A 25,685-nucleotide genomic window follows, 5' to 3' on the forward strand; every position below is an offset into this window, starting at 1 on the left:
CGATCAGGGACGATGATTGCGGACTGCGCCCGCGAGACGCGCCGCCCATTCTGCCTCTCGCGCTCGCGCGGTTGTCGTGATGCTGGCGATGAAGTCTATGACGGCGACGAGCGACGCCTGGCGTTGCCAATATTCGCCCAGGTTCTGCACGAACCAAGGGAGTGGCGCCCGCACATCGTCCTGCTGCATGGTGAGGTGGATGCCATACAGGGCATGGCGCACAATGCCGCCGGCAAAGTCATCCAGACCTTGGTCTTCTGCTCGGTCCGCAGCGCCCACGCGCTTGAGGTTACGAGCAAGGAACTCTGCAGCTGTCTTCAGGCGCGCAGCGTTCGCATCAGCGCTGGCCAACAGATCGCGGAAAGCGTGAACGCCAAACCCACGTGCCATTTCCTGAAATGCGGCGTATCGGACCTCGCCGCCTCGCTCCAACTCCAGCCCCTTCACATAGAAGCGTTCTGCTGGATTCAGCTCCGTCCAAACCGTGCGAGGGAGACCGTCTGGGATCAGAAAATCACTGGCGATGCTGCGCGCACGATCCAGCAGCGCGGTGACACGGGCCTGCGTACCAGCCTGCTCAGCAGGATTGAGCACTTCTTCCGCAACAGGCTTGCCGTCGATTTTGGAGAAGGCCGTCAGCTCCTTCAGCGCGGCCGCATAGGCGCCGAGCTGAAAATCTGTATCGCCAAAATCGGGCTCATCATCCGGGTTGAGATCTCGCATCTCAGCGAGTTGCCGCTCAACGGCCAGCTCAATGGGACGCTGAAGGCGAGACAAAAACGCGCTTGTATCGCCGAAGCGCTTCCGCAAAACGAGCAGGACTGTCCCCTGCACAAAGTTTCCAGCCTGTACCTTGGTGTCCGTCTCTGTGACGATGCACCAACCAGCAGTGACCTGGAGGCCAGCGGCCCAGAGGATCGCGGCGAGGTCAGCCCAAACGGCGGTATCTTGATGGGTGAACATCACAATCTGCGCGCCGTTGGCGGGCATGTGACGGGCCATTGCCCCATACGCTTCGACCATGGCCCGACGAAAGCCCTGGCCGGAGCCTTGGATGGCGAGCGCGCGCTTGCTCGCCCAACTGAAACCATTCAGCGGCGAAGGTGCCTTCTTCCGCAGCCAGCCGATAAAGAACTCAGTGATTTCGTGATAAACGACGGCATCCGCGTAAGGAGGATCACTGATCCAAAGGTCGCAATCTCTTGAAACGTCGCGCGCATCCAAGGACAGCACTTCGCGATCATCCTGTGGAAAGGGAGACCCGGGCAAATCGTAATTTTGGAAGAGCGAGTAAATACCAGCCATCGCTCGGACTGGATAATTGTAGAACGTGTTCAAGGCCTGATTAACGAATACGTGCTTGGGCCCGCCGCCACCACCGCCCTGAGACGGGAGCCAGGCGCAGAGCTTCGAGTTATTATCCGCCAATCGTCCTACATCGAGCGCCAACTGGGCGGCCAGCCGATGGTCGCGAGAGAACTGTTGCCATAGAGCGATTTGATGGAGTTGGCGCGGGGCAAAGAGGTGATGCCAATGCGTCCAGCCGCGCGTTCGAATTGGCTCATCGGTCTTCAAGCCGGTCTCAATCGGCATATCAGGCACAAGGCCCTCACGCTGCCAGCCCGAGAGATGCTCCTCGACAATGGCAGTTGTCGCGCGTTCGCGCGCCGCATCCTCGGCCGTCACCTCTGCAAAGAAGATGGTTCCGTCCGGCCGGAGCCATTGGATGCAGTACAGTCTCTCCTGCCAGATATCGTCTGGTCGAGGCACCACGTCGGCCACTTCCCAGAGGCGAAGCCGATTGGCGGAGTCTTCCTTGTGTTTGTTCGGCGCTGCCGCATACCGTGCCCGGTCGGCAGCCTCCTCGTCGGAATCTCGGTACCGAGAACGCACTGAAACGTCCCCTCGGAGCGTTCCGATGGGCGTTACGTGCCGTTGTCCATCGAGGACGTAGTCCAGCGCGCCTTCCTTGACGGTCCCATCCTTCTTTGCGGTGGCGACATCGGCATCAGGCACATGGGTATCTACCCGGATCCAAAAGCGTCTGCGTTCGTGATCGGCCTCGAGGCGGACGATTACTCCCGATTTGGGCGCGATCTCCCGGCTCGGCAGCATGGGCACCATCCATCCCGTCCGAGGACAGCGCGTTTCCAGGCAGTACAGATAAGCCTTCGCGCGATTCGCAATCCGGACCTGGACTTGGCTATCGCGGGGCGTGTGACGGAGGAAGAAGCTGTCTTGATTCCACACCACGGTTCCAGCGGCCGCGGCCTTCCATGCGGCGTCGCTCGCTACGCTCTCGGGGTGAAGGCGATATGTCTTTCGGACTGGATCAGGAACGAGCCGAAGCACGGTCCGTGTCTGTGCGTGAACCTGGAAAGTTGAGACCATCGGCACGCGCCAACCCGTTTCAGGGCAGGTCACGGTGTAGGCCGGATCCTCTGGTGGCACGACCTCCCCACGTCGGTTTACGGCCCATCCATGAGGCCACTTCGTTGGTGCATCCGCCGGAAGCCGGATGTCTTGGTCATCGCCGTCATGTTCGATCCCGAGCGCTCGAATCTCGGCGTCCATGGCGGCAGCCACTTCCCGCTGCGCCTCTGCAATTTGGTCCCGAGTTTCCTGCGGCGCGCCCAGGATGTTCAGCGCGCCCCAAGTCAGCATGCAGGCAATCGGATTCAGGTCGCTGGCGTGGACGTCACAGCCAATCCTCGCCGCCTCGAAAGGGATTGAGCCGCCGCCGCAGAATGCGTCTCCCACGCGTGGACGATGTCCGAAGCGCGCCCGGCCCAGCCCTGCAACCAACGTCGGGAGGTCGTGGGCCTCAATACCGAAGCGCGCGAGGTGATCATTCACTTCCGGCCAGACTTCGTCCCACGTCGATGCGGGCATTTCCTCGGCGCGGCTGCAGTGATCGAGCTTCTCGTCGGTGCCCATGCCATCAAAGGCCTGGAGTTCCAATTCGTCTCGTCGCACGCGAGGCAGGCTGCGACACCAGCGCAGCCTTCCTTGGTAGTCCTCGAACGCCTCAGCGTGGAGGTTAAGCGGCAGGAGCTCTTGCGCTCGCTCCGCCTTGATGGAAACGGTCTTGCGACGACGCAGGCCCGCCGCGTCCATCAGCATTAGCTTCAAGAAGATATCGCGGTCACGAACCGGATCTTCGGTAGCGGGGAGCAACAGGCCGAGCACCACGGCACGCACCAGGACCAGCGGCTTCCTTCCCTTCCAATAGCTTCCAAGCGCCGTCAGGGTTTGGCCGTGGACCGCCATGCGCTCGCGGTAGCTTTCCTTCGAAAGAAGGCTGACCGGTAGCTGACGCTCGATGAAGGAAGGCACGTCGCCCAGGACGGGGCGGGCACCCTCAGCAAGTTGCGGCAATGGGTGATCCATTCAGCTCAGCTTTGTTCGTCGTCAGAGGAAGGCGGGTCGAGCAGGCTCGCTTGCTCGGGCGAGGGGCGCGCACGCGCAAGAAGTCGGGCCTCACGGCGGCGCTCGGCACTAGTGGGTGCGGCGGGGCCTCCATGAACCGGATTCTCGGTGAGCGCAGCACGCACCGCCTTGCGCCAGCCACGGTTCTTTTGCGCGTGGTGGCCAGTCTGTGCAGCGGTCATCGTGTAGAGCCACCAGCGCTCTTCCGGTGCCAAACCGCGCCAGTTCTGAATCGCGGTGTAGGCGAGCGTTGGCTCAGCATCCTCGATGGCCCAAGCGAGCAGAACGAGTTCCTTACCAAACAGCCGCGCCACCGGGATGTGCCCCGGCTTCCATTTCCCTGGACGCAGACCGGCGCCACGGAGCCTGGTATTGAATTCATCCTCGAGGGCGTCCGCGACCTTGAGCCAGCGATTTGTGTCCAGCGTGACCCGCAGGTTGCGGCTATCGAGCGCTGGTCCGGCCATGTCGGCTTCGAAGACTTCGTAGACCTGCACAATCCCCCCCTGGCTCCGTGGCAGGGAGACAAGGAAGTGGTGCAGTTCCTTTTCGGGCTGGTGCCCAAAACCCTCGGAGGCAGCGCGTGTCTGCCGGCCGGGGGTTTCGGACTGCCATCCGCTTGCTGCGTTCATTGGGTTATCTCACCAGTATCCAAGGCGATACCGAGTTCCTTCGCGGCCTCAGTCAAGGCTCGTCCGGTGGGGAAGGAAAGGCGCGCAGCGAACAGCTGGAGGTTCGGTTGCTCCGGTGCGCCGAGCTTCGTCTCGAGATCGGTCGCCAGCGCCTCAATCTCGTCAGGCTTCCGAAATACGGCGGGGCCGTGCGTGAGCTCCATGAAGCGAGTTGAGTCGCCTTGCACCTGCACATTCAGGCGCGCGCCCCCAAGCTGGCCGCCGAGCCGCTTTAGGCATTCCAGAGCGGTGAAGGCTTTCCGTCGCTCGCTGAACATGAAGCGCGACGACCACTGGGCGGGACGGGCCGGGTCGACCGCAGGGCCATCGTCACCTCCTGGCTCAGGCGCGTCAGGCAGGTCGATACGCTCGACGCGGGAGTAGATGCCGGAATTCTCCGCAACGGCGAGGATGACTCGCGTCCCCTCCGGCACGGGTGTCTCCCCGTCATACGCGCCGCCGCCGAGCTTCGGATCGGAACCGTCGAAAGTGTATCGGAGCTTTGAGCCGCGCTCAGGTACCGCCTTGAGGCGCAGGCGGAAGGTGCCGTCGCGGTAGGGCGTCTCCGACTTCACTCGCAGGCGGTTCTCCCAGGTGAAGTGGTTGCCGGTGGGCACCTGCCCGGTGCTGTCGACAGCAATGAACGTCACCCGCATCTCATCGGTGGCGAGCTCTCCATTCTCCACCTTTGCCGACGCGGCCGTCGGCGGCGTAGAGCCTACCTCCCAATGCACACTGTCCCCGCGCTTCGCAGTGACGGAGAGAACGACGCGGCCACGGTCGTCCTGCGGTGCCCGCTCGGTCACCAAGACCTCAGTGGGCTCTGGCGGGAAGGGACCACGGCGCACATAGCCGCCGCCTTCCTCGCGCCAGAGATCCTTGCGGTTGGCCGCCGTCTTCAGCGTGCGAAGACCACCAGGCGGATGGAAATACCAGTCGGCACGGCGTGCACATTCCCGCTCAAGGTCTTCCCATTTGGCGGGGTTCTGGACGAACACCATCTGCACGAACTCCTCACGAAGGGAGTCGCTTTCCAGATCGTCTCGGAACTTCTGCTCGTCCTTGAGGGTATCGAGGATTGCCGTCTCACCGACGAAGCGGTTCTCCGAGAATTCAAGGCGTAGGGGCTTCGCGCGAAGATCGCTCGAGGTCAGGTCGGGGAAGTGCAGCAGGGTGAACGTTTCGCGAAGCGCGGAGAGAAATGCGGTCCCAGCGCGCGTGACAATGTCCTTAGCCTGGACCATTTCCGGCGCGCCGTCGGGCACCTTCTGCGCTGCGAACTCCGCAAGCTGGTCATCCGCGGCCTTCTTGAACGCGGCCGTTTGCAGGACGTTGGTGAATTGCGCGGTACCGCAGAGGAACATAAGGCGGTTGCGCCAAGTCTGATTCTCCCAGACTTTCTTCAGCGCCGGGTTTAGCCCTGTTGGGTCAGGCTCAGTAATGGCGAGCAGCACTTTGTCCGCGTCAACGGCGTTCTGGATATCCTCGACGGTGGGGAAGACCAGAAGCTCCTGGTAGGCGAGGCGGCCGTCCCCCTGACCGCGGTCATGCGCAGCTCCAGGCTTGAAGATGTCCCGCAGACGCGCCTGCGCTTCCTTCTTTGGACCATCGCCCGCCATGGCAATCTGGGCGCGGTCGCGGATTGCCGACGTGACGTTCTTCACGTCGCGGTAGACCCACCGGCCGTCTGTGCGGCGGTGAAGGTACCAACTGTCGTCCTCGATAGCCGTCAGCAGCCCGGCACCGTAGCGCGAAACGTCTCGCCCTGGTGCGCAGAGGTAGGCGGACACTTCCTCGGCGATGAGGCCGACGATGGCATTGGGGGCAATCGCAAGTGAGGAGAGGAAAACAGCCTTGGCGGCATCTGCCGCCGCCTCCATGCCCGGCTGCTTAGACAGAGCCTCAGCGGTCGCGCCGCCTCCGCGGGCTACATCCCTGGAACGGGCGTTGAGAAGGGAAGCATTGATTCGATCAAGGACGTTCTGCGTTTCGGTATCATTGAGATCAAGGTGATGCGGATGGATCAACAGAGGCGTTTGCACCTCGGGCTTCCACAGGCCGTCGACCACCCGGCGCGACAGGCGGAGCATCTCTCGCGTTTGCTGAAATCCCGGGTTTTCCCTGAAGCGGGCGAAGAGGTCCTGCATACCGGGATGGAATGGGTAGGTTGTCGGGATCTCGGCAGCCCAACGCTCCAGGGCGGAGGGCATGGCACCTTGTTGAATCGCCGTGCGGTAGGCGCCCGCATAGGCTTGCGACACCTCGGCAATGCGCTCCTTCCCCGGTACTGACTTGAAGAGCCGGGTACGGAGGATCGCGTAGAGTTCGGTCCCATCCATGCGGACTGGGGTGATGTCCATCGCACCGCGATTGACCTCGTTCATCGTGTTGTTGATGGCACGCTGGATTTGCGCGGTGCCACCAGCCCATGAGCCGGCCAGGTCGCTGATGACCAGACAGCAGTTCGGAAGGCGGTCGCTCAGGATTGCGCTCATCAGGTTGCCAAGCGCGATGGCGAGACGGTCAGCTTCCGTCTGGTCCAGCCCCACTCGCTTTCCGGAGAGCAATTCGAAGTAGGGCGGCAGTTCATCCAGCAGGATAAGGGTGGGCTTGTCCCCGATGATCCCGGTCCAGGCAGTCTGGCCGGGCACCTCGGCCTCCGCACCTCTCAGGCGATCGGTGCGATGCAGCTGCCTTGCGATCTCCAACCAAAGGAAGTCCTGGACACTTCCCTCGCGCCCGGTGAACGCAGCGACGGCGATATCCCTTCCATCCGCGGTGATGCCGAGCTTGCTCAGGACAGCGCGCCGGAGATGGGGGTGCTTTGCCAGCAGGCCAGCCGCCACCATGTTATGCGTCTTGCCGCCGCCCATGGCCTGCTTCAGGCGGAAGACGCCCTGAGGGCTACTGCCGCAGAGGCGCTCAAAGACCTGACGAAGAAGCGTCTGCATCCCTTGGGTGGGATGGTTTTCGTCAAAGAAACGGTCTGCATCGAATCGGACGTCGGTCAGGTCCCCGATGTCGACGACTGTGTCGATTTGTGCGCGATCGAACACGGATGCACGCGGGTCACAAAGAGACCGCAGCGAAAGAGCGCTCGATGCATCCTGATTTATGGTGGTCGTCGTGTCAGACATGCGGGCCCCCGGGTATTCTATGATAATTGTCGGGCCGCGGGGTCTCTGTCGAGAAGCGCTTACCCAATAAAGCCGAGTGTGAGCATCTCCGTTCGGGTCGCTGGACCGGGAAACCAAGCGATCGCCGCTATTGCCATCGGTCGCACCTCGTTCCCAGCCACAATGTGCCACAGGCCGGGCGCGACGGCGCTGATTCTCTGCACCGGACGTGCGCTCCTTGCAGGGGGGGCCTTCACGGGGCTCTGGTGTTTGCTAGCGCCGCTCGACTGGCCTGATCGGCCCACATGCGCGTCGTGGCACGAGCCAGATGCACCGTTCTATTCAGGGGTATTGACCATGGAATCGGAATTGCCGGGAATGTGCCGAAGTTCCGCGGAAGCGTACCTCTGGTTCGCTCTCGAAGTACGGATTGCGGGCGAGTGGGGTTCGAACCAGAGCAAGTGCCGACCGGGCGGAAACCGGCCTTTTACCTAGGCTCTTCAGTTCCGTACTGAGACGCCCAAGTCAGGAGGTCCGGAGAGAATTGGCCTCCGGAGAGCGATTTCCGGCCGTCTCCGCGCCGGGTCAGTCAACAGGTCTGCCCCGAAAACCCCAGGAAACCTGCCACTCAGCGTGGCGGTTGGTCTGGCGGAGAGTACGGCTCGTATAGGAACTGGCGGACAGGGTGGGATTCGAACCCACGATACGCTTTTGACGTATACGCACTTTCCAGGCGCGCGCCTTCGACCGCTCGGCCACCTGTCCTCAGGGCGCGGGACCATAATCAAGCGGCCCGCCCTGGGCAACCCGCTATGTATCGCTTTCCGCATATGGGTTGGTTGTGCCGCGCAACTGCAGGCGGATGGGCACGCCGGGCATGGCGAAGGCCTCGCGGAAGCCGTTTACCAGATAGCGTCTGTAGTCCTCCGGCAGCTGCTCGGCGCGGGTGCCGAAGACCACCACGGTGGGCGGCCGGGCCTTCGGCATGGTGGCGTAGCGCAGCTTGATCCGGCGGCCCTCGGAGAGCGGCGGCGGGTGGCGCGTCAGCATCGCCTCGAACCAGCGGTTCAGCTCGCCGGTCGGGATGCGGCGGTTCCAGTGCCCATAGGCCTCGCGCACCGCCGGCATCAGCTTCTCGACGCCGCGCCCGGTCTGGGCCGAGAGGGGAACGACGGGAATCCCGCGAAGCTGGGCGAGGCTCGCTGTCAGCACGTCGTCCAGGCGCCGCCGGGTGCCCGGGCGGTCCTCCACCGCATCCCACTTGTTCAGCGCGATCACCACGGCACGCCCCTCGCGCTCGGCGAGGCGGGCGAGGCGGAGCTCCTGCTCCTCCATCCCGAGCAGGGCATCGAGGACAAGGATCGCCACCTCACATTCCTTCAGCGCGGCGATGGAGGCGGCGGCCGACATCTTCTCCAGCGCCTGCTCGATGCGGGCCTTCTTGCGCAGGCCGGCCGTATCGACGAGGCGAACCAGCGCACCGGTCTCGTCGCGCCACTCGACGGCGACCGAATCCCGCGTCAGCCCCGGCTCCGGCCCCGTGATCATCCGCTCCTGGCCGAGCAGGGCGTTCAACAGGGTGGACTTGCCGGCATTCGGGCGGCCGATGATGGCGAGCCGCAGCGGGCGGTCCGGATCCTCCTTGTCGTCCTCATCCTCGGCGGGGAGGTGCTCGCGGATGGCGTCGTGCAGCTCGCCCATGCCGTCGCCATGCTCGGCCGAGACCGCCACCGGGTCGCCGAGGCCGAGCTCATAGGCCTCGAAGGCCGCCTGGCCGCCGAAGCGCCCCTCGGTCTTGTTCGCCACCAGGATGACCGGCACCGACTGGCGGCGGAGCCAGGTAGCGAAGGCGCGATCGGCCGGCGTCAGGCCGCTGCGGGCATCGACCACGAACAGGGCCAGGTCCGCCTCGCGCAGCGCCGCCTCGGAGCTGGCCCGCATGCGGCCCTGGATGGTCTCCGGCGCCGCCTCCTCGAGGCCTGCGGTGTCGAGCAGCCGCACGTCGCGGCCGGCGACACGCCCCTCCGCCTCCTTGCGGTCGCGGGTGACGCCGGGGGTGTTGTCGACGATGGCGATCTTCCGGCCGACCAGCCGGTTGAAGAGGCTCGACTTGCCGACATTAGGCCGGCCGAGGATGACGATGGTGGGGAGCATGGCGCTCCCTACCGCATCTAGGCCGTGATGTCCCGTCCCACAGGCCTCAGCCGGCGCCCTGGATGGCGGCGAGCCTGGCATCCTCGGTCAGCACGTACATGACGCCGCCGGCGATGGCGGGCGGCAGCAGCACCCCGTCCGGCAGGCGGACGCGGCCGGCGATGTCGCCATTGGCCGGGTCGATCTCGACCAGCTGTGCATTGCTGCCGGCCACCAGGATGCGCCCACCAGCCAGGACCGGCGCGGCCCATTGGATTGGGCCGCGCCGCCGCTTCTCGTCCTTGTAGCGGTCGAGGGCGGCCATCCAGCGAACCCGCCCGTCATCCCGGCCGAGGCAGGCGAGCTCGGCATTGGTGGTCAGCAGGAAGCACCAGTCGCCGGCCACCCAGGGTGTCTCGGCCGCGGCCACGTCCCGTTCCCAGAGGCGGCGGCCGGAGCGGAGATCGAGGGCGATGGTGATGCCGCCGAGGCTGCTGGCGAAGACCCGGCCCCGGTCGATCACCGGCAGGGCGGTGATGGCGGCGATATCGGCGATGCCGCCGCCATTGGCCGAGGTCAGCGTCTCGCTCCAGAGCGCGCGGCCGTCGCTGGCGCGGATTGCCGCCAGCTCGCCGGAGCCGAAGCCGGCGACGACCACGTCACCCTCAACCGCCGGGGCGGGCAGGCCGAGCGCCATGGTGACGGTCGCCTGGCCGCGATAGGTCCAGAGGGTGCGGCCATCCTCGACCGAGAGCGCCAGCAGGTGGTTCTCGGTGGTCGAGACATAGACCCGGCCATCGGCCACGGTCAGCGCGCCGCGGGCCGGCGCGGGCAGCTCCACCCGCCAGCGCGGCTTGCCGTCAGCCGGGTCGAGCGCCATCGCCTCGGCAAGGCCGGTGGCGAGGTAGAGGCTGCCGCCGGCGAAGGCGAGGCCGGCCCCGAGCGCACCGTCCCGGTCCTTCTCGGGCCGGGAGTCGAAGGACCAGCGGCGCCGTCCGTCGAGCGCCGTCACCGCGGTGACGGTGCCGATCGCATCCGCCGCATAGACCACGCCATCGGCGACGATCGGCGGGGCGAGGAGGCGGCGGCGATAGGCGGCGCCGGTGCCGATATCCACGCGCCAGGCCTCGCCGAGCCGGAGGCCGAGGGCCGGATGGCCCGGCGCATGGCCAATGGTGCCGCCGGCCTGTGGCCAGTCGGCATTCAGCACCGGCGGCGGCAGGGTGACGGGGCTCTGGTTGCCCTCCTCCACGCCGAGCGGCCGCTCCACGGTCAGCACCGGGCGGCGCTCGCCCCGCAGCGGCACTTTCCGCTCGCCGAAGAGGCTGTCGAAGGTATCGCCGATGGACTCGCAGCCCGCCAGCAGGCCGACCCCGCCCAGCAGGGTCAGGCGCCGGGTAGCACCGTGTTTCCGCATCAGCCGCCGAGCCCCGCCAGCAATTTCCCTGCCCGGTCGCGCACGCCCTGGGGTGTCGCCGGGTTCGTCGTCAGCTCTGTCAGCAACTGCCTTGCCTCCTCCGTCGCGCCACGCCCGAGGGCGGCGAGCGCCCGGATCTCCTGCACCGAGGCGCGCCAGGGCCCCTCGGCCAGCGGGGCGAGGCGGCTTTCGATGGCGGCCTGGTCGCCCTCGCCGAGCGAATGCAGGCCCCACATCACCGTGCCGAGGTCCCGGTAGAGCGGGTCCACAGAGCCGTCGCGGGCGATCTCGTCCCAGAGGGCGAGGGCGCCGGCGCGGTCGCCGGCCTCCGCCTTCAGGGCGGCGGCGCGCAGCCGGGCGAGGCTGCGGTAGCCGGGCGGGGCCTCGGCGGCGAGGGCGGCGAAGCGGTCGGCCGAGGCCCCCGCATCGGCGCCCGGCTCGGCCGCGGCCTTGTTCACGGCGAGATAGGTCCCGGCCACCTGGGCGGCCTGGCGGGATTGCCACCAGCGCCAGCCCTGCATCCCGGCGACGCCGGCGACCACGAGCAGCATCAGCCCGGCCAGCAGCCCGCCATAGCGGGCGAGCAGCCGCTTCATGCGCTCGGCGCGGAGGTCTTCCTCCACCTCGTCGAAGATGTCGGCCACGCGGTCCTTCCTTGAGCCCAAGCCCCTGAGCGCGAGCCACTGGGCGAAGCGGGGGTCCATAGCAGCCCGTTAGCGGGGCGTTAAGCCCGGGCGGCCCATCCTGCCCGGCGATGCAACGGATCCTTCCCCTCCTGCTGCTGCTTTTGCCGGGCTGCGAGCCGCTGGCCGTGGGGGCGGCGGTGACCGCCGGCTCGGTCGCCGTCATCGGGCGGACGCCGATGGATGCGGTGGTCTCGGCCGCAACGGGGCGGGACTGCTCCGTGGTGCGGCTGGACCGGGGGCAGGACTATTGCAGGGCGGAGGAGGCGCCGCCCGCGCCGCCGCCCTTCTGCACCCGCAGCCTCGGCCGGGTCGATTGCTGGACGGCGCCGCTGCCCGGCCGGCGCGGCGTCGCCGACGGGCCGACGGTGCTGACCGAGGCGCAGGAGGCGAACCGCACGCGCCGCTGGCCAGGTCTGTGGTAGGCAACCGGCCGCGCCGGCAGGGGTTGCTCCGTCATGAACGACGCCACGACGCCGGAGCGGTCCGGTTTCAGCCTCGATCGGCTGAGCACGCTGGTACAGACCCTGGCGATCCTGGGTGCCGGGGCCTGGGGCGTCTATACCTTCATCTACGAGGCGCGGATCAAGCCGGGCCTCGCGCCGCCGAGCGTCTCCGTCACCACGACGCTCGAGAAGGCGGGGGAGCGGGATGGGCGGCTGGCCATACGCTCCACCGTCACGCGCACCAATGTGGGCGAGACGGGGGTGCGCATCCTCGGCCTCACCTACAACGTCATAGGCACCGGCATGCGCTTCGCGGGGCCCGATGCGGAGCCGGGGCCGGAGAGCCTGGCAGGCACCAGCCAGGTCACCGCCGCGCGCTACGGGCGGCCGGAGCGGCAGGAGATGGTGCTGCGCCAGGGCATCCTCTTCGAGGGGGCGACAGCCTTGCCGGCCGAGCCCTCCGCCCTGCAGCCCGGGGAGTCGGTCTCGCGCGACCTGATCTTCTATGTCGAGCGCGACCGCTACGACTCGCTGCGGTTCCAGGTGGACCTGGCCTATGCGAAGCTCTCCGAGCCGCCGGTGCCGCTCATCCTCTCCCTCGGGCCGGAGGGGCGGATCGAGGCGGTGCCGGGGCCCGGCTGCGCGGAGGCAGCGGAGCGCTGCAAGGCGCTCACCACCACCGATTTCGGCACCGAATTCTCGCTCTGGTAGCGCTCAGCCCCGCGCCTCGGCGAAGCGGACGCCGGTGCCGCGCGGGCTGCCGATCACCTCGTCCTCACGCATCGCCACGGCGCCGCGGAGGATGGCCATCACCGGCCAGCCGGTGCAGCGATGGCCGGCGAAGGGTGTCCAGCCGCAGGGGGAGACGATCCAGCCCTCCTCGATGGTGCGCTCGCGCTTCATGTCGACCAGGGTGAAGTCGGCGTCGTATCCGGCGGCGAGGCGCCCCTTGCCGGTCGCGCCGTAGACGCGCGCGGGGCCGGCGCACATCAGGTCGACCAGGCGCGACAGGCTGAGGCGGCCGGCGCTGACGTGGTCGAGCATCAGCGGCACGATGGTCTGCACGCCGGTGAGCCCCGCGGCGCCGTCGGGCCAGGGGCGTTCCTTGGCGGCGCGGCTGTGCGGAGCGTGGTCGGAGCCGACGACATCGATCGTGCCATCGGCGATGGCGGCCCAGGCGGCGCGCAGGTGGCGCTCGTCGCGGATGGGCGGGTTCATCACCGCATAGCCGCCGAGGCGGTCATAGGCCTCGTCGGTTTGCGTCAGGTGGTTCAGCAGCACCTCGACGGTCGAGACGTCGCGGTAGTCCCGCAGCAGCTCCAGCTCCTCGGCGGTGGAGACATGGAGGATATGGGCGGGGCGGCCGGTCCTGCGGGCCAGCGTCATCAGCCGCTGCGTGCCGATCAGGGCGCAGTCCACGTCGCGCCAGACCATGTGGTTGCGGTGCGGCATGCCGCTGTGGAACAGGGGCTTCCGCTCCTGCAGGCGGTACTCGTCCTCCGAGTGGTAGCAGATCCGGCGGCGGCCGCTGCGCATGACCGCCTCCAGCGAGGCATCGTCCTCGACCAGCAGGTCGCCGGTGCTGCTGCCGGCGAAGACCTTCACGGCGCAGACATTGGGCTGCAATTCGAGCGCGGCGAGTTCCGGGATGTTCTTCTTCGACGCGCCGACATAGAGGCCGACATCGACCCAGGCGCGGCCATCCAGGTAGCCGCGCTTCCAGTCCAGCCGCTCGCGGTCCGTGATGGAGGGGGCGGTGTTCGGCATGTCGAAGACGGCGGTGAGGCCGCCGAGGAGGGCGGCGCGGGTGCCGGTCTCGAGCGTCTCGACCGCCGGGTCGCCCGGGTCCCGCAGATGGACGTGGGCGTCGATCAGGCCGGGGAGGATGTGGAGGCCGGTGCAGTCGATGGACTCGGCGGCGTCCGCGGTGCGGAGGTCGCCGATGGCGGCGATGCGGCCGGCGCGGACCCCGACATCGGTGGCCTCCTCGCCCCAGGGCAGCACGCAGGTGCCGCCGCGCAGCACCAGATCGAATGCGGGCATCGGCTTCTTCCCTCTCCTCGTCGGTGGGGGTGTATCCCGCGCCGCAGCCGGGGTGGAAGCCCTGCCCGGCGGGGCGGGAGGCGGTGCGGGACTTCAAACCGCTTCAAGCCGGCGGCGGGTGGCAAGTGCCAAGCTGCTGATATTGTTGGCGGCAGGCCGTGGAATTTGAAGAATTTAGGGTTTGAGGCGGGTACCGCCGCGCTGCCAGGAGGTGGCGGTTATAGGGTGATATTCCTAGATCGAATCGAGCGCCGGGGCAAGCCCGAAGGGGCGGGCCATGGCCCGCCCCCAAGCCACCCTCAGCCGGCCGCGACCTTGTCCTGCGTCTTGGTCTCGAAGTCGCCCGCCTCGTGCCGCTCGTGGAGCTGGCTCGAGGGCTCGCCCTGGACGCGGTTGACCATGCGGCCGCGCCGGACGGCGGGGCGCTCCAGCAACGCGTCGGCCCAGCGGTTGACGTGCCTGTAGGACTGCACGTCGAGGAACTCCGCCGCGCCGTAGAGCCAGCCCTTCGCCAGCCCGCCATACCAGGGGAAGACCGCGATATCGGCGATGGTGTAGTCCGCGCCGCCCAGATACTCGCTCTCGGCCAGGCGCCGGTCGAGCACGTCGAGCTGGCGCTTGGTCTCCATGGCGAAGCGGTCGATCGGGTATTCCATCTTGGTCGGGGCATAGGCGTAGAAATGGCCGAAGCCGCCGCCGAGATAGGGCGCCGAGCCCATCTGCCAGAACAGCCAGGAGAGGCATTCCGCGCGCTTCGCCGGATCGGTCGGCAGGAAGGCGCCGAATTTCTCGGCCAGATAGGTGAGGATGGCGCCGGATTCGAAGACGCGGATCGGCTCCGGCCCGCTGCGGTCGAGCAGGGCCGGGATCTTGGAATTCGGGTTGATGGCGACGAAGCCGCTGCCGAACTGGTCGCCCTCGCCGATCTTGATGAGCCAGGCATCGTATTCGGCGCCCGCATGGCCGAGGGCCAGCAGCTCCTCCAGCATGATGGTTACCTTCACGCCGTTCGGCGTGCCGAGCGAGTAGAGCTGGAGGGGGTGGCGGCCGACCGGCAGCTCCTTCTCATGGGTCGGGCCGGCGATGGGGCGGTTGATGTTGGCGAAGCGGCCGCCGCTGGCCTTGTTCCAGGACCAGACCTTGGGCGGGGTGTATTCGGGGGCGTCGGTCATCGCTGTCGCTCCTTGCGGATTGTTAGCCTGGTTGGCGATCCTCCTCCGCCCTGGTGTCGAAGGCGGTGCGGGCGCGGTGGATCTCCGGCAGGTGCTCGAAGACCCAGTCGCCGAGCGCCTCGACGGGGCGGCGGAGGGATTGGCCGAGCTCGGTGAGCTCGTAATCCACCCGGGGTGGGATGGTGGGGGTGATCGTGCGCGTCACCAGCCCGTCGCGCTCCAGACCACGCAGGGTGAGGGTCAGCATGCGCTGGGAGACGCCGCCGATGGCGCGTTTCAGCTCGCTGAAGCGGCGGGGACCGTCGGCCAGCATCATCACGACAAGGACCGTCCACTTGTCGCCGATGCGGGCGAGGACGGAGCTGACCGCCTGGCAATCGCCGGGCAGGTGCCGCGTCCGGGCGGTTCCCTCGCTGTGGCCGGGTTCCAAAATTGTGCCTCCTTGGCGGGGTTTGGACGGTCACGCATATAGCCCTGGTCACAAATGAATACCACCAGGGGCAGCAAGACCATGACCATCCTGAAGATCGATTCCAGCATCCTTGGCGACCATTCGGTGAGCCGCAAGCTCTCGGCGGGCATCGTCGCGCGGCTGCTGGCGGCACGGCCGGGCGAGCGCGTGGTCCATCGGGACCTCGGCGCGGCGCCGGTGCCGCATCTCTCCGGCGCGACGCTGGCGGCGGCGCAGAGCCCGGCGGCAGAGCATGCGCCCGAGGTGGCGGCGGACCTGGCGCTGGGTGGTGCGGTGCTGCGGGAGTTCCTGGAGGCGGACACCGTGGTGATCGGCGTCGCCTTCTACAATTTCTCGGTTTCCAGCCAGCTGAAGGCCTGGATCGACCGGATCCTCGTCGCCGGGCAGACCTTCCGCTACGGGGCGGATGGGCGGCCGGAAGGGCTCGCGGGCGGCAAGCGGGTGATCCTCGCGGTGGCGCGGGGCGGGTTCTACGGGGCGGGGGCGCCGGCGGCGGCCTTCGAGCATGGCGAGAGCTACCTGCGGGCGGCGCTCGGCTTCATCGGCATCACCGAGCCGGAGGTCGTCCTGGCCGAGGGGCTCGCCGTGGGGGCGGAGCAGCGGATGGCGGCGATGGCGGCGGCGGAGCAGCGCATCGCGGCGCTGGCGGCCTGAGGGGAGGGACGGGCATGAGCGCAGACACCATGACGGCGCGGGCGGTGACCCACCGCACGCGTGGCAGGCGGCACGGGCCGATCACCCGGCTGATGAGCCCGGGCGATCTCGGCCAGGTGCTGAAGCCCTTCGTCTTTCTCGACCTCTTCGCTGTGGAGAGCCATGGCGGGCCGGGTTTCCCGCCGCATCCGCATTCGGGGATCGCCACGGTGACGACCTTCCTCGAGGGCCGGATGACCTATGCGGACAGCACCGGCGCGGCGGGGACGCTCGCCGGCGGGGCGGTGGAGTGGATGCGCGCCGGGCGCGGCGTCTGGCATACCGGCGGGCCGGTGCCGGGCACGGGGCCGGCGCGGGGCTTCCAGCTCTGGCTCGCATTGCCGCCGGAGCAGGAGCTGGCGGAGCCGGAGAGCCTCTACCTGCCGGCGGAGCAGGTCGCGGCGGCGGGGCCGGCGCGGGTCATCCTCGGCGCGCATGAGGGGGTGGGGAGCAAGGTCCCGGCCGGGATGCCGGTCACCCTGCTGCATGTCCGGCTGCGGGACGGGGAACGGTGGCGCTTCACGCCGGCGGCGGGGCAGTCGCTTGCCTGGCTGGCGCTGGCGGCCGGGCGGCTGCGCGTGGCCGGGCAGGAGCTGGAGCGGGAGCTGGCGGTCTTCGCGCCGGGCGAGGGCGCCATCGAGGTCGAGGCCGACGGGGCGGCGGAGTTCCTGCTCGGGGCCGGGGCGCCGAATCCCTGGCCCCTGGTGACCGGCTACTACTCCGTCCATACCGATGCGTCGGCGCTCGAACAGGGCGAGCGGCGGATCGCCGAGCTGGAGCAGGCGCCGGAGGTGGCGGCGCTGCGGGCGGCCTGATCGGCCGCTCCACGGCGTTGCGGGCGAAGCCGGCGAGCGTCCCCTCCGTGGCGCGCTGCGCCTCGGGCAGGGCCACGGAGCGGGCCGGGCGCGTTTGGTGGGCGGCTACCGCTCGCCCAGGACCTCGAACACATCGCCCCGGACCGGCCGCCGCTCGACATGGCGGCGGTGCCAGAGGGCGTAGAAGAGCAGGTGCCAGGCGGCGAAGCCGCGGTGCTTCTCGCCTCCGGCATGGCGGAACAGGGCGGCGACGCGGTCCGGCCGGGCGATCTCGGCGACGCCCGGCTGGGCGGCGACGAGGGGGCCGAGACGGTCGCCGACGCCCTCGATCCAGGCGCCGATCGGGACGGTGAAGCCCTGCTTCGGCTTGAAGGGCTCGGCCGCCGGGAAGTGGCGGGCGAGCCATTGCCGCAGCAGCCACTTGCCGCTGCCGCGCTGGACCTTCAGCGCATCCGGCAGGCGGAAGGCGCTGGCGGCGACGCCCGGATCGAGCAGCGGGGTGCGGCCCTCGACGCCATGGGCCATCAGGCAGCGGTCGAGCTTGATGAGCAGGTCGTTCGGCAGCCAGTCGGCCACGTCCAGCGCCTGGGCGGCCTGGAGGCGGGTGCGGCCGGGGCTGGCGGCGGCGGCCTCGGCGGCGCCGGTGCCGTCGCGCCAGCCGGTCGGCGCCTCGCGCAGCACGTCGATGCGGTCGAAGCTGCCGCGGGAGCGCGGGGCCTTGCCGCCGAGCCACCAGGGCCGCATGGCGGCGCGGTAGCGGCCATAGCCGCCGAAGATCTCGTCGCCGCCCTCGCCCGAGAGCACCACCTTCACCTCCTGCCGGGCGCGGCGGGCGAGGAACCAGGTGGGGATGATGGCGTAGTCGGCCGCCGGGTCGTCCATGGCGCCGACGATCTCGGGCAGGTGGCGCCAGACCTCGGCCTCGGTGACCGGGACGGTGACGTGGCGGGCGCCGGCCGCGGCGGCGAGATGCGCGGCGGCGGCGCGTTCGTCGGCCGCGCCGGGGACGTCGAAGCCGGCGGTGAAGGCCAGCACCGGCTTCTCGTTCAGCCGGGCCATGAGGGCGAGCACGGCGCTGCTGTCGATGCCGCCGGAGAGGAACATGCCATAGGGCACGTCGCTGCGCTGGTGCAGCCGCACGCTGTCCTCGAGCGCGGCATCGAGGCGGGCGAGCGCCGCCTCGGCCGAGATCTCCTCCGGCCCGCCCTCGGGCAGGGAGGCGCGGCGGTGGCGTTCGGTGATGGCGCCATCGGCGATCACCACCGTCTCGCCGGGGAGGATGCGGCGGATGCCCTCGAAGATGGTCTCGGCGCCGGTGGTGAACTGGATCTGCAGCAGCTCGGCCCGCGCCTCGGGGCGGATGCGCGGCTCGACCAGCCCGGCGGCGATCAGCGCCTGCGGCTCGGAGGCGAAGGCGAGGCCGCCCGCGACCTCGGCCAGGTAGAGCGGCTTGATGCCGAAGGGGTCGCGCGAGAGGACGAGCTGCTTCGTCCCGCGGTCATGCAGGGCGATGGCGTACATGCCCCGCAGGCTGTCGGCGAAGCCGATGCCGTCGCGGCGGAACAGGTGCAGCGGCGGCTCGCAATCGCTGCCCGTCGAGCAGTGCAGCTGGTTGTGCTCGCGCAGCTCCCTGTAGTTGTACACCTCGCCATTGGCGACGAGGGCGGCGGCACCGGCGAAGAGCGGCTGGTCCCCGGTGACGAGGTCGATGATCGAGAGCCGGGTATGGGCGAGCGCGACATTGCCCGAGACGTGATGGCCGTGGCCGTCCGGCCCGCGATGGGCCAGCGCCCGGGTCAGCGCGTCGAGGGTGGCGCCGGAGGGGGTTCGCCCCAGGCGCAGGGCGAGGCCGGCGAGGCCGCACATCAGGCCATCTCCTGCGGGACGAGGGTGGACAGGAATTCGCGCCAGCGGGCGAGGACCGGCGCCTCGGCATGGTGCGCCGCGTATTCGGCATGGCCGGCGGCGGCGAGGGCGGCGGCGCGGCCGGGATCCTCGAGCAGGCTGCGGATGGCGGCCGCCAGCGCCGCCGGGTCCTCCTTCGGGACGAGGAGGCCGGTTTCGCCGGGGCGGATGAGCATGGCCGGCCCCTCGGCCGCGGCGGCGACGAGGGGGCGGGCGGCGGACCAGGCCTCCAGCACGACATTGCCCAGCGGCTCATGCCGGGAGGGGCAGACGAAGACCTCGGCGGCGGCGAGCAGCGGCCCGACATCCTGCCGCCAGCCGAGGAAGGCGAGGCGCGGGCCGAGGCCGAGCTCGCGGGCCAGGGCCTCGAGGGCGGGGCGTTCGGGTCCCTCGCCGGCGAGGGACAGATGCGCCTCCGGCAGCAGGGCGAGGGCGCGGAGCAGGATGTCGAAGCCCTTGTTCGGATGCAGCCGGCCGAGTGCCAGCAGCCGCCGCGCGCCGGGCGGGGCGGGCAGGGCGGCGGGCATGGCGCCCGAGAGATCGGCGGCGAAATTCGGCACGGTATGGGCGTGGGTGGCGGGCCAGCCCTGGGCGATGCACCAGTCGCGGATATCCGCCGTGTTGCCGACCAGCGCGTCGCAGCCGCGATAGTATTTGAGGTCGTAGTAGCCGCCCAGGCGGCCGACGAGCGGCCAGGGCGCCCCGCCCCGCCGCAGGCGCCCGGCGAAGCGGCTGGCGCGGTTGGCCCAGGAGACCACCACCTGCGGCTGGAAGGCCACGAGCGCCGCGCGCAGCGCCGGCCCGGTGCGGAAGTCGAAGGGGCCGCCGAAGGGGAGCTGCACCGGGGCGAGGCCGCCCTCCACCAGCCGCGCGGCACGGCCCGGATCGGTGCGGATCACGGCGAGGATCGCCTCGCCGGCATGGAATTGGGCGAGGGCCAGGCGCTCGAAGAAGGCCTCGGCGCCGCCCATGGGCGCGCCGGCGATGACATGCGCGATCCTCATGGCGCCAGCGCCTCGAAGCGCGCGGCGATGTCGGGCCAGCCGGGGCCGGGGCCGCGGGCGAGGGCGCCGGTGTGGAGCGCCGTCCAGCTCGTGTCGTCGGACAGCAGGCGGATGGCGCCGCTGGCGAAGGCGGCCTCGTCCCTGGCGACGAGGCCGGTGACGCCATGCGCCACGCGTTCGGCGACGGCGCCGAGGGGCGTCACCACGGCGGGGAGGCCGATGGCCTGGGCCTCGGCCAGGGCGAGGCAGAAGGTCTCGCCGGGATCGCCGCGATAGAGCATCACCCGGGCCTCGCCGAGGCGCGCCGCGAGGGCCGGGCGGGGCAGCGGCGCGCAGAGGCGGACGCCTGCCCCGGCGAGGGCGGCGGCGCGGGCGAGCACCGGGGCGGCGCGGGCTGCGAGACGGGCATCGCCGCCATAGGTGGCAGCGCCGCCATAGAGGTGCAACTCCGCCCGTGGCACTGCGGGGCGGATGCGGGCGGTCCAGAGGTCGAGCAGCCAGTCGAGGCCGCGCAGCGGGTTGGAGGTGAAGACGGCGACCGGCGGCGGCGGCGGGCGCGGTGCGGCGCCGGCGGTGAAGGGCGGGGCGAGGGCGAGGGGGATCTCGACCGGGCGGAAGGGCAGCAGGCGCGGCAGGCTGGCGCTGTGGGCGGGGCCGAGGGTGACGAGGCGCGGCCGGGCAGCGAGCAGCGGCAGCAGGTGCCGGGGCTTCCGCAGGTAGCCGCCGGGATTGTGCAGCCACAGCACCCGGCGGCCGCGCGGCAGGGCGCGGAACAGCCGGGGCAGGCGGTTGGCGATGACCAGGTCGGCCGGGGGGCCGCCGGGGGCGAGGGGCGACCAGGGCAGGCCGTCGCGCTCCTCCCCTGGCTCGGTGCCGGCGCGGAGCTCGATCTGGTGGCCGCGGGCATGGAAGGCGGCGGCGAGCAGGGCGAAGGCGGTCTCGACGCCGCCGAGCGGGCGGGCGGCCAGGGCGGCGGGGCCGAGGCGCGGGCCCTCGGTCGCCAGCACGATCCTCATCCGCGATGCCGCTCCGGTTCCAGCCGGGCCTTGAGATGGGCGAGCAGGGGGAAGAGGCCGGCGCAGAGGGCAATCAGCAGGCCCCAGCCGCCCTCCCGGTAGCCCCGCCGCGCGACGTAGCATTTGAGGATGCGGGAGAGGCAGCGGCGGATGTTGTCGGGCAGCGAGCCGATGTCGCCGGCCGCCAGCAGGTCCGCCGCCTTGGCCGAGGAGTAGCGGTCGAGGCGGCGGAGCATGTCGGAGATGTCGCGGTCCACCTCGTGGCGGATGCCGGCCTCGGTGATCCGCTCGCCCTCGGTTCCCGTCCAGTCGAGGCCGGGATGGACCCGCTGGGCGCGCCAGTGCTTGGCGCCGCGGCGGAAGAGGATGGGCTTCAGCGTGGTGCCGAAGCTGCCGCCCCAGCCATGGAGGATCAGCCGTTCACCGACATAGTTGTCGATCCGCAGGCGGTGGAAGCCGTGCGGGGAGGTGGCGGCCACGCGGCGGATGGCGGCCCAGAGCTCGGGCGGGACGCGCTCATCGGCATCGACCTCGAGGATCCAGTCGCCGGTGCAGGCGGCGATGCCGGCGTTGCGGCGCTCGCCCTCCAGCGCCCATCCGCCCTCCAGCAGGCGGGCGCCATGGGAGCGGGCGATGGCGGCGCTCTCATCCGTGCTGCGGTCCAGCACCACCACCAGCTCATCGGCCGGGGCGAGGCTGGCGAGGCAGGCGGGCAGGCGTGCCGCCTCGTTGCGGGCGACGACGAGGGCGGAGAGCCTCATGCGGGCAGCGGCTCGGCCAGCAGCCCGCGGGCGGCGGCGAGGGCCTGGTCGAGGGTGAGGCCGGTCATGCTGTCGAGGGCGGGGCTGCCCGGAGCGATGGCCGTCGCGGTGCGGCGGCCGGACGGGGCGTATTCCTGCACGCGGGAGGGGCCGAACAGGCCGAGGGTCGGCGTGCCCGTGGCGGCCGAGAGATGCATCAGCCCGCTGTCGTTGCCGACGAAGAGGGCCGAGCGGGCGAGGACGGCCGCCGCCTCGGGCAGCGAGATGCGGCCGACGAGATCGACCGCGCGGTCGCCGAGCGCGGCCAGCACCGGGGCGGCCATGGCGGCCTCCTGCGGGCCGGGGCCGCCGAGGATGGCGGCGCGGGCGCCCGCCAGCGGCTCGCCGGGGGCGGTCAGCGCCCTGAACAGCGCGACGAAGCGCTCGGCGGGCCAGACCTTGCGGTCCCAGTTCGCGGTGGGGCCGAGGGCGATCCAGGGTCCGTCGCCCGGCAGCAGGACGGCGGCGCGGGCGCGGTCGGCGGCATTGAACCAGGCGACGGGCAGCGGCGGCGGGTCGAGCCCCATCAGCGCGCCGAGGTGAATGATACGGGGGCCGGGCTGGCGGCCGCCGCGCATGACGAAGCGGCGCCTGGCCCGGAGGAGGAAGGCGAAGGCGGAGCCGCGGAGGTCCACCACCAAGTCCCAGCGCTGGGTGCCGACCTCGCGCCAGAGCTCCAGCCAGTGCAGGCGGAGGCGGCGCTTGGCGAGCACGATGGTCCAGGCACGGCCCGGCATGCGGGCAAAGACGCCCTCGGCGGCCGGGCCGCAGGCGACGACGAACCGCGCCTGGGGGTACTGGCGGATGAGATGGTCCAGCAGGCCGGTGGAGAGCACGGCGTCGCCGATCCGGGTCGCGGTGATGAAGAGGATGCGCACCAGGGGGCCTTACCACGCCCCGGCCTTGTCGCGGAGGGGCGGGGGGGCCAACTCCGTTGCATGCCGATCGCAATCCTGCCCGAGAGGGGCGTGCTGGAAGTCGCGGGGGAGGACCGGGTGGCCTTCCTCCAGGGCCTGGTCTCCAACGATGTGGCGGCCGCCGTGCCGGGGCGGGCGGTCTTCGCCGCGCTGCTGACGCCGCAGGGCAAGTGGCTGGCGGATTTCATCATGATCGCCGAGGGCGAGAGGCTGCTGCTCGATTGCGAGCGGGCGCAGGCGGCGATGCTGGCGCAGCGGCTGGGGCGGTTCCGGCTGCGGTCCAGGGTCGCGCTGCGCGACCTGTCGGCGGAGATGACGGTCGCGGCCGGCTGGGGCGGGGCGCCGATGCCAGCGGGGGCGGTGCCCGATCCCAGGCTGGCGGAGGCCGGGTGGCGGCTGGTCTCGGCCGCGCCGCCAGAGGCGGATGCCACGGCCGAGGACTGGGATGCGCACCGGCTCTCGCTCGGCCTGCCGGATGGCAGCCGGGACCTGGTCGGCGAGCAGAGCCTGCTGCTGGAGGCGGGCTTCGACGAGCTGGCCGGCGTCTCCTGGACCAAGGGCTGCTACATGGGCCAGGAGCTGACGGCGCGGACCAAGTATCGCGGCCTGCTGAAGCGCCGGCTGGTGCCCGTCGCCGTCGAGGGGCCGCTGCCCGCGCCGGGGACGCCGGTGCTGGCCGGGGGCGCCGAGGTCGGCGAGATGCGCTCCGGCCGTGGGGCGCTCGGCATCGCGCAGCTGCGGCTGGAGGCGCTGGACGGGCGGGCGCTGCGCTGCGGCGAGGCGGTGCTCACCCCGCGCCTGCCCGGCTGGATGCGGCTGCCGGCCGAGGCCGCGCCGGCGCGCGGGTGAGGCCTGCCCTGGTCGCGGCGCTCGCCCTGCTGCCCCTGCGGGCGGCGGCGGAGCTGCCGGCCCTGATGCTGCCGGTGGAGCCGGCCTGCATCTCCTCGCCCTTCGGAGCGCGGGAGGGGGCGGGGCCACGGGCCTCGCGCCAGCATGGCGGGGTCGACCTGCCGGCTCCGGCCGGGGCCTGGGTGCGCGCGGCGGCGGCGGGGCAGGTGGTGGCGATCCGGCGGCGGGGCGCGGCGGGGCTCGAGATCGATCTCCGTCATCCGGGCGGCTGGGTGACGCGCTATGCGCATCTCGGTGCCGTGGTGCCGGCGCTCGCCACCGGCAAGCGGGTGGTGGCGCAGGGGGAGCGGCTCGGCCGGGTCGGGCGCAGCGGCATCACCTATGGCACGCACCTGCATTTTGAGTTGCTGGCGGAGGGGGTGCGGCAGGATCCGGCGCCGCATCTGCCGGTCGGAGCCTGCGTGGCGCGACAGGCCCATTCCAGGGGCGGGATGGTCGCCGGGGAGTGATGCGGCAAGTGACAATCGGGCGAAGCCTCAGCCCTCCAGATCGTATACGAATCTCCTTGACTCGCGCGTGGCGCGCAACAAGGGACTGTACGGATGGGCATCGACCAATGGCAGCGCGCCAGCATCTGGAGGCGGGGTGCTGCCCGGGCCGATGCGTCCTTCCTCGAGCCCGGTGAGGCCAGCCGGCCGAGCCGCCCGCCGCCCCCGCCACTCAGCAAATCCGAATTGGAGGAGAGCGCCGCCCGCTGGGCCAAGGCCCGGCTGAAGGAGCGCGTGCGCGGGCCGGTGACCCTGAGCGAGGCGACCGCGCTCGGCCTGAGTGCCGCGGCGCTGACGGCGCTGCTCGATCATCTGGGGCCACGTGGAACGGTGCCGGCAGAGCAGGACCTGGCCGGGTTGCCGCCTGACCCCGGCCATGGCCTTGATCCCGATGCGCCGATGGCGGCGCCGGTACCGGGGCTCGGGCCGCTATCCGCCCCTCCCGGGGGGGGCGATGCACCGGTGCCGAGTGGCGGATCGGCGGCGACCGGGCGCCGGAGCGCGGCCACGGGGCCGACCATCCTCCCATCAGGCATCGCGCGTGGCTCGGGCGAGGCGGAGGGGCCGCTGCCCGGACGCGAGGCCGGCTTCACCCTGGCGGCGACGCGGCTGCTCGATGGCGCGCCGCTCGGCAAGGCGGCCCTGCTGGCCGAGGCCGCCTTCGGCCTCAACCTGGCACAGGCGGCCGGGCCGCAAGTGATCGGCGGGGCGGAGGCTGCGGCGCTGGCGGTGGCGCGGGGCATGGCCGATTCGGGTGCGGTGAAGGCGAAGGCGGCCGAGGTGCCGGTGCCTCCGGCGAAGGCCTTCGCGCTGGCGGCCGAGGCTCCGCAGGTCGAGGCGGTGCGTCCTGCCGGACCGGCGGAGGCGGCCTCCACCGCCTCGGCCGTGGCCGCGCCACGCTTCGCCGAGGCGCCGATGATGCCCGCGGCGCAGATGGCGCCGGTCTTCACCGCGGCCCCGGTGCGGGCTGATGCGGCGATGCCTGGGCCGGTGGCGGATGGGCTGGCCGGAGGCGTCAAGCCGGTCGAGGCGAAGGCCCCTGCGACCGCCTGGTCCAAGCCGATGCCGGTGGCCGAGACCAGGCCGGCCGAGGCCAAACCTGCCAGTCCCCCATTGGACACGGCGGCGGATCATGGCGCCAGGCCCGGCCTCGGCGGCCATGCGTCGGATCGCGGCCTGGTGGTGCACGACAAGGCGGCCCCGCTGGTGACGGAGACCTTGCCCGGCCATGAGCCTAGCCATGCGTCCGGCGGCGGCCTGCCCGATCCGGTGGTGGTCGGGGGTGGCCATGTGGTCGTCGGCGGCCTCGCCGGCGTGCCGGTTCTCGTCCCGGGTATGACGGTGGGGCATGGCCAGGCGACGGTCGGCGGCGCAGGGCTCGAAGGCGTTGTCGCTGTGCCGGCGCCGGGTCCGACGACGGGTGCGGAGGACCATGCCGCTGCGGGTGGGGCGGGCGGTGACGGGGTGGCGCCGGTCGACGCGCCTGTGCTGGTCGATGTCGTCGATGTGCTGACGCCTGGGCCAGCCAAGGGTCCGGAGGATCACGCTGCTTCGGG

General features: G+C 70.5%; 20 protein-coding genes, 1 tRNA gene and 1 pseudogene. 7 read left to right on the forward strand and 15 right to left on the reverse strand.

The window, feature by feature from the left end:
• Positions 1–3 precede the first annotated feature (3 nt).
• From BLR02_RS10820 to BLR02_RS10850, 7 genes are all read right to left on the reverse strand, one after another.
• Entirely contained in the window at positions 4–3,390 is a 3,387-nt protein-coding gene (locus tag BLR02_RS10820) for a DUF1156 domain-containing protein (RefSeq protein WP_090663033.1), read from the reverse strand.
• A 5-nt stretch (positions 3,391–3,395) separates the two neighbouring features.
• Positions 3,396–4,061, reverse strand: coding sequence for a DUF3780 domain-containing protein (locus tag BLR02_RS10825; RefSeq protein ID WP_090663035.1), 666 nt, complete (start codon positions 4,059–4,061; stop codon positions 3,396–3,398).
• On the reverse strand, positions 4,058–7,237 hold the full coding sequence (locus tag BLR02_RS10830) for a DUF499 domain-containing protein (protein ID WP_090663037.1): 3,180 nt from the start codon (positions 7,235–7,237) through the stop codon (positions 4,058–4,060). The genes BLR02_RS10825 and BLR02_RS10830 overlap by 4 nt, the downstream gene beginning before the upstream one ends.
• A 653-nt stretch (positions 7,238–7,890) precedes the next feature.
• Positions 7,891–7,981, reverse strand: a tRNA-Ser gene (locus tag BLR02_RS10835).
• Positions 7,982–8,026: 45 nt separating this feature from the next.
• Positions 8,027–9,370, reverse strand: coding sequence for a ribosome biogenesis GTPase Der (der, locus tag BLR02_RS10840; RefSeq protein ID WP_176849501.1), 1,344 nt, complete (start codon positions 9,368–9,370; stop codon positions 8,027–8,029).
• 46 nt (positions 9,371–9,416) lie between these two features.
• Positions 9,417–10,766, reverse strand: a complete 1,350-nt coding sequence (locus BLR02_RS10845; RefSeq protein WP_090570372.1) for an outer membrane protein assembly factor BamB family protein — start codon at positions 10,764–10,766, stop codon at positions 9,417–9,419.
• Positions 10,766–11,410 (reverse strand): tetratricopeptide repeat protein, encoded by a 645-nt coding sequence (locus BLR02_RS10850; RefSeq protein ID WP_090570375.1) that lies wholly within the window; start codon positions 11,408–11,410, stop codon positions 10,766–10,768. Before BLR02_RS10850 ends, BLR02_RS10845 begins: the two co-directional genes overlap by 1 nt.
• Positions 11,411–11,520: 110 nt before the next feature.
• On the opposite strand from BLR02_RS10850, the gene BLR02_RS10855 reads away from it, so the two are divergent.
• Both BLR02_RS10855 and BLR02_RS10860 read left to right on the forward strand, forming a co-directional pair.
• Positions 11,521–11,874, forward strand: coding sequence for a hypothetical protein (locus BLR02_RS10855; RefSeq protein WP_090570380.1), 354 nt, complete (start codon positions 11,521–11,523; stop codon positions 11,872–11,874).
• A gap of 33 nt (positions 11,875–11,907) precedes the next feature.
• Positions 11,908–12,606, forward strand: coding sequence for a hypothetical protein (locus BLR02_RS10860; protein ID WP_090663040.1), 699 nt, complete (start codon positions 11,908–11,910; stop codon positions 12,604–12,606).
• A 3-nt stretch (positions 12,607–12,609) separates the two neighbouring features.
• Here BLR02_RS10860 and BLR02_RS10865 read toward each other — a convergent pair whose 3' ends face one another.
• From BLR02_RS10865 to BLR02_RS10875, 3 genes are all read right to left on the reverse strand, one after another.
• Positions 12,610–13,938: a dihydroorotase gene (locus tag BLR02_RS10865; RefSeq protein WP_090663042.1), complete on the reverse strand. Its 1,329-nt coding sequence runs from the start codon at positions 13,936–13,938 to the stop codon at positions 12,610–12,612.
• Positions 13,939–14,237: 299 nt separating this feature from the next.
• On the reverse strand, positions 14,238–15,110 hold the full coding sequence (gene yghU, locus BLR02_RS10870; RefSeq protein WP_090663044.1) for a glutathione-dependent disulfide-bond oxidoreductase: 873 nt from the start codon (positions 15,108–15,110) through the stop codon (positions 14,238–14,240).
• 22 nt (positions 15,111–15,132) lie between these two features.
• Positions 15,133–15,540, reverse strand: a complete 408-nt coding sequence (locus BLR02_RS10875) for a winged helix-turn-helix transcriptional regulator (RefSeq protein ID WP_090570392.1) — start codon at positions 15,538–15,540, stop codon at positions 15,133–15,135.
• A gap of 81 nt (positions 15,541–15,621) precedes the next feature.
• On the opposite strand from BLR02_RS10875, the gene BLR02_RS10880 reads away from it, so the two are divergent.
• Both BLR02_RS10880 and BLR02_RS10885 read left to right on the forward strand, forming a co-directional pair.
• Entirely contained in the window at positions 15,622–16,236 is a 615-nt protein-coding gene (locus BLR02_RS10880) for an FMN-dependent NADH-azoreductase (RefSeq protein WP_090570424.1), read from the forward strand.
• Between the two features lie 14 nt (positions 16,237–16,250).
• Positions 16,251–17,090 carry a pirin family protein gene (locus BLR02_RS10885; protein WP_090570395.1) on the forward strand — a complete coding sequence of 280 codons (840 nt, stop codon included), beginning with the start codon at positions 16,251–16,253 and terminating at the stop codon, positions 17,088–17,090.
• 105 nt (positions 17,091–17,195) lie between these two features.
• Here BLR02_RS10885 and asnB read toward each other — a convergent pair whose 3' ends face one another.
• Genes asnB through BLR02_RS10910 form a run of 5 tightly spaced genes read right to left on the reverse strand, consistent with a single transcriptional unit; the run spans position 17,196 to position 22,693 of the window.
• Positions 17,196–18,956 carry an asparagine synthase (glutamine-hydrolyzing) gene (gene asnB / locus BLR02_RS10890; protein ID WP_090570398.1) on the reverse strand — a complete coding sequence of 587 codons (1,761 nt, stop codon included), beginning with the start codon at positions 18,954–18,956 and terminating at the stop codon, positions 17,196–17,198.
• Entirely contained in the window at positions 18,956–19,999 is a 1,044-nt protein-coding gene (locus BLR02_RS10895; RefSeq protein ID WP_090663046.1) for a glycosyltransferase, read from the reverse strand. Before BLR02_RS10895 ends, asnB begins: the two co-directional genes overlap by 1 nt.
• A complete protein-coding gene (locus tag BLR02_RS10900; protein WP_090663048.1) occupies positions 19,996–21,015 on the reverse strand; it encodes a glycosyltransferase in 1,020 nt (339 codons plus the stop codon). Before BLR02_RS10900 ends, BLR02_RS10895 begins: the two co-directional genes overlap by 4 nt.
• Positions 21,012–21,776, reverse strand: a complete 765-nt coding sequence (locus BLR02_RS10905) for a glycosyltransferase family 2 protein (RefSeq protein WP_090663050.1) — start codon at positions 21,774–21,776, stop codon at positions 21,012–21,014. The genes BLR02_RS10900 and BLR02_RS10905 overlap by 4 nt, the downstream gene beginning before the upstream one ends.
• Complete coding sequence (locus BLR02_RS10910; protein WP_090663052.1) at positions 21,773–22,693, reverse strand: glycosyltransferase family 9 protein; 921 nt, start codon at positions 22,691–22,693, stop codon at positions 21,773–21,775. The genes BLR02_RS10905 and BLR02_RS10910 overlap by 4 nt, the downstream gene beginning before the upstream one ends.
• A 60-nt stretch (positions 22,694–22,753) precedes the next feature.
• On the opposite strand from BLR02_RS10910, the gene ygfZ reads away from it, so the two are divergent.
• From ygfZ to BLR02_RS29430, 3 genes and pseudogenes are all read left to right on the forward strand, one after another.
• Positions 22,754–23,581: a CAF17-like 4Fe-4S cluster assembly/insertion protein YgfZ gene (gene ygfZ, locus BLR02_RS10915; RefSeq protein WP_090663054.1), complete on the forward strand. Its 828-nt coding sequence runs from the start codon at positions 22,754–22,756 to the stop codon at positions 23,579–23,581.
• A complete protein-coding gene (locus tag BLR02_RS10920) occupies positions 23,578–24,090 on the forward strand; it encodes a M23 family metallopeptidase (RefSeq protein ID WP_090570413.1) in 513 nt (170 codons plus the stop codon). Before ygfZ ends, BLR02_RS10920 begins: the two co-directional genes overlap by 4 nt.
• Positions 24,091–24,183: 93 nt before the next feature.
• Positions 24,184–25,685 (forward strand): annotated as a pseudogene (locus BLR02_RS29430) (hypothetical protein); the annotation flags it as partial.

It is taken from the genome of Belnapia rosea, assembly GCF_900101615.1.
Classification (GTDB): Bacteria; Pseudomonadota; Alphaproteobacteria; order Acetobacterales; family Acetobacteraceae; genus Belnapia; species Belnapia rosea.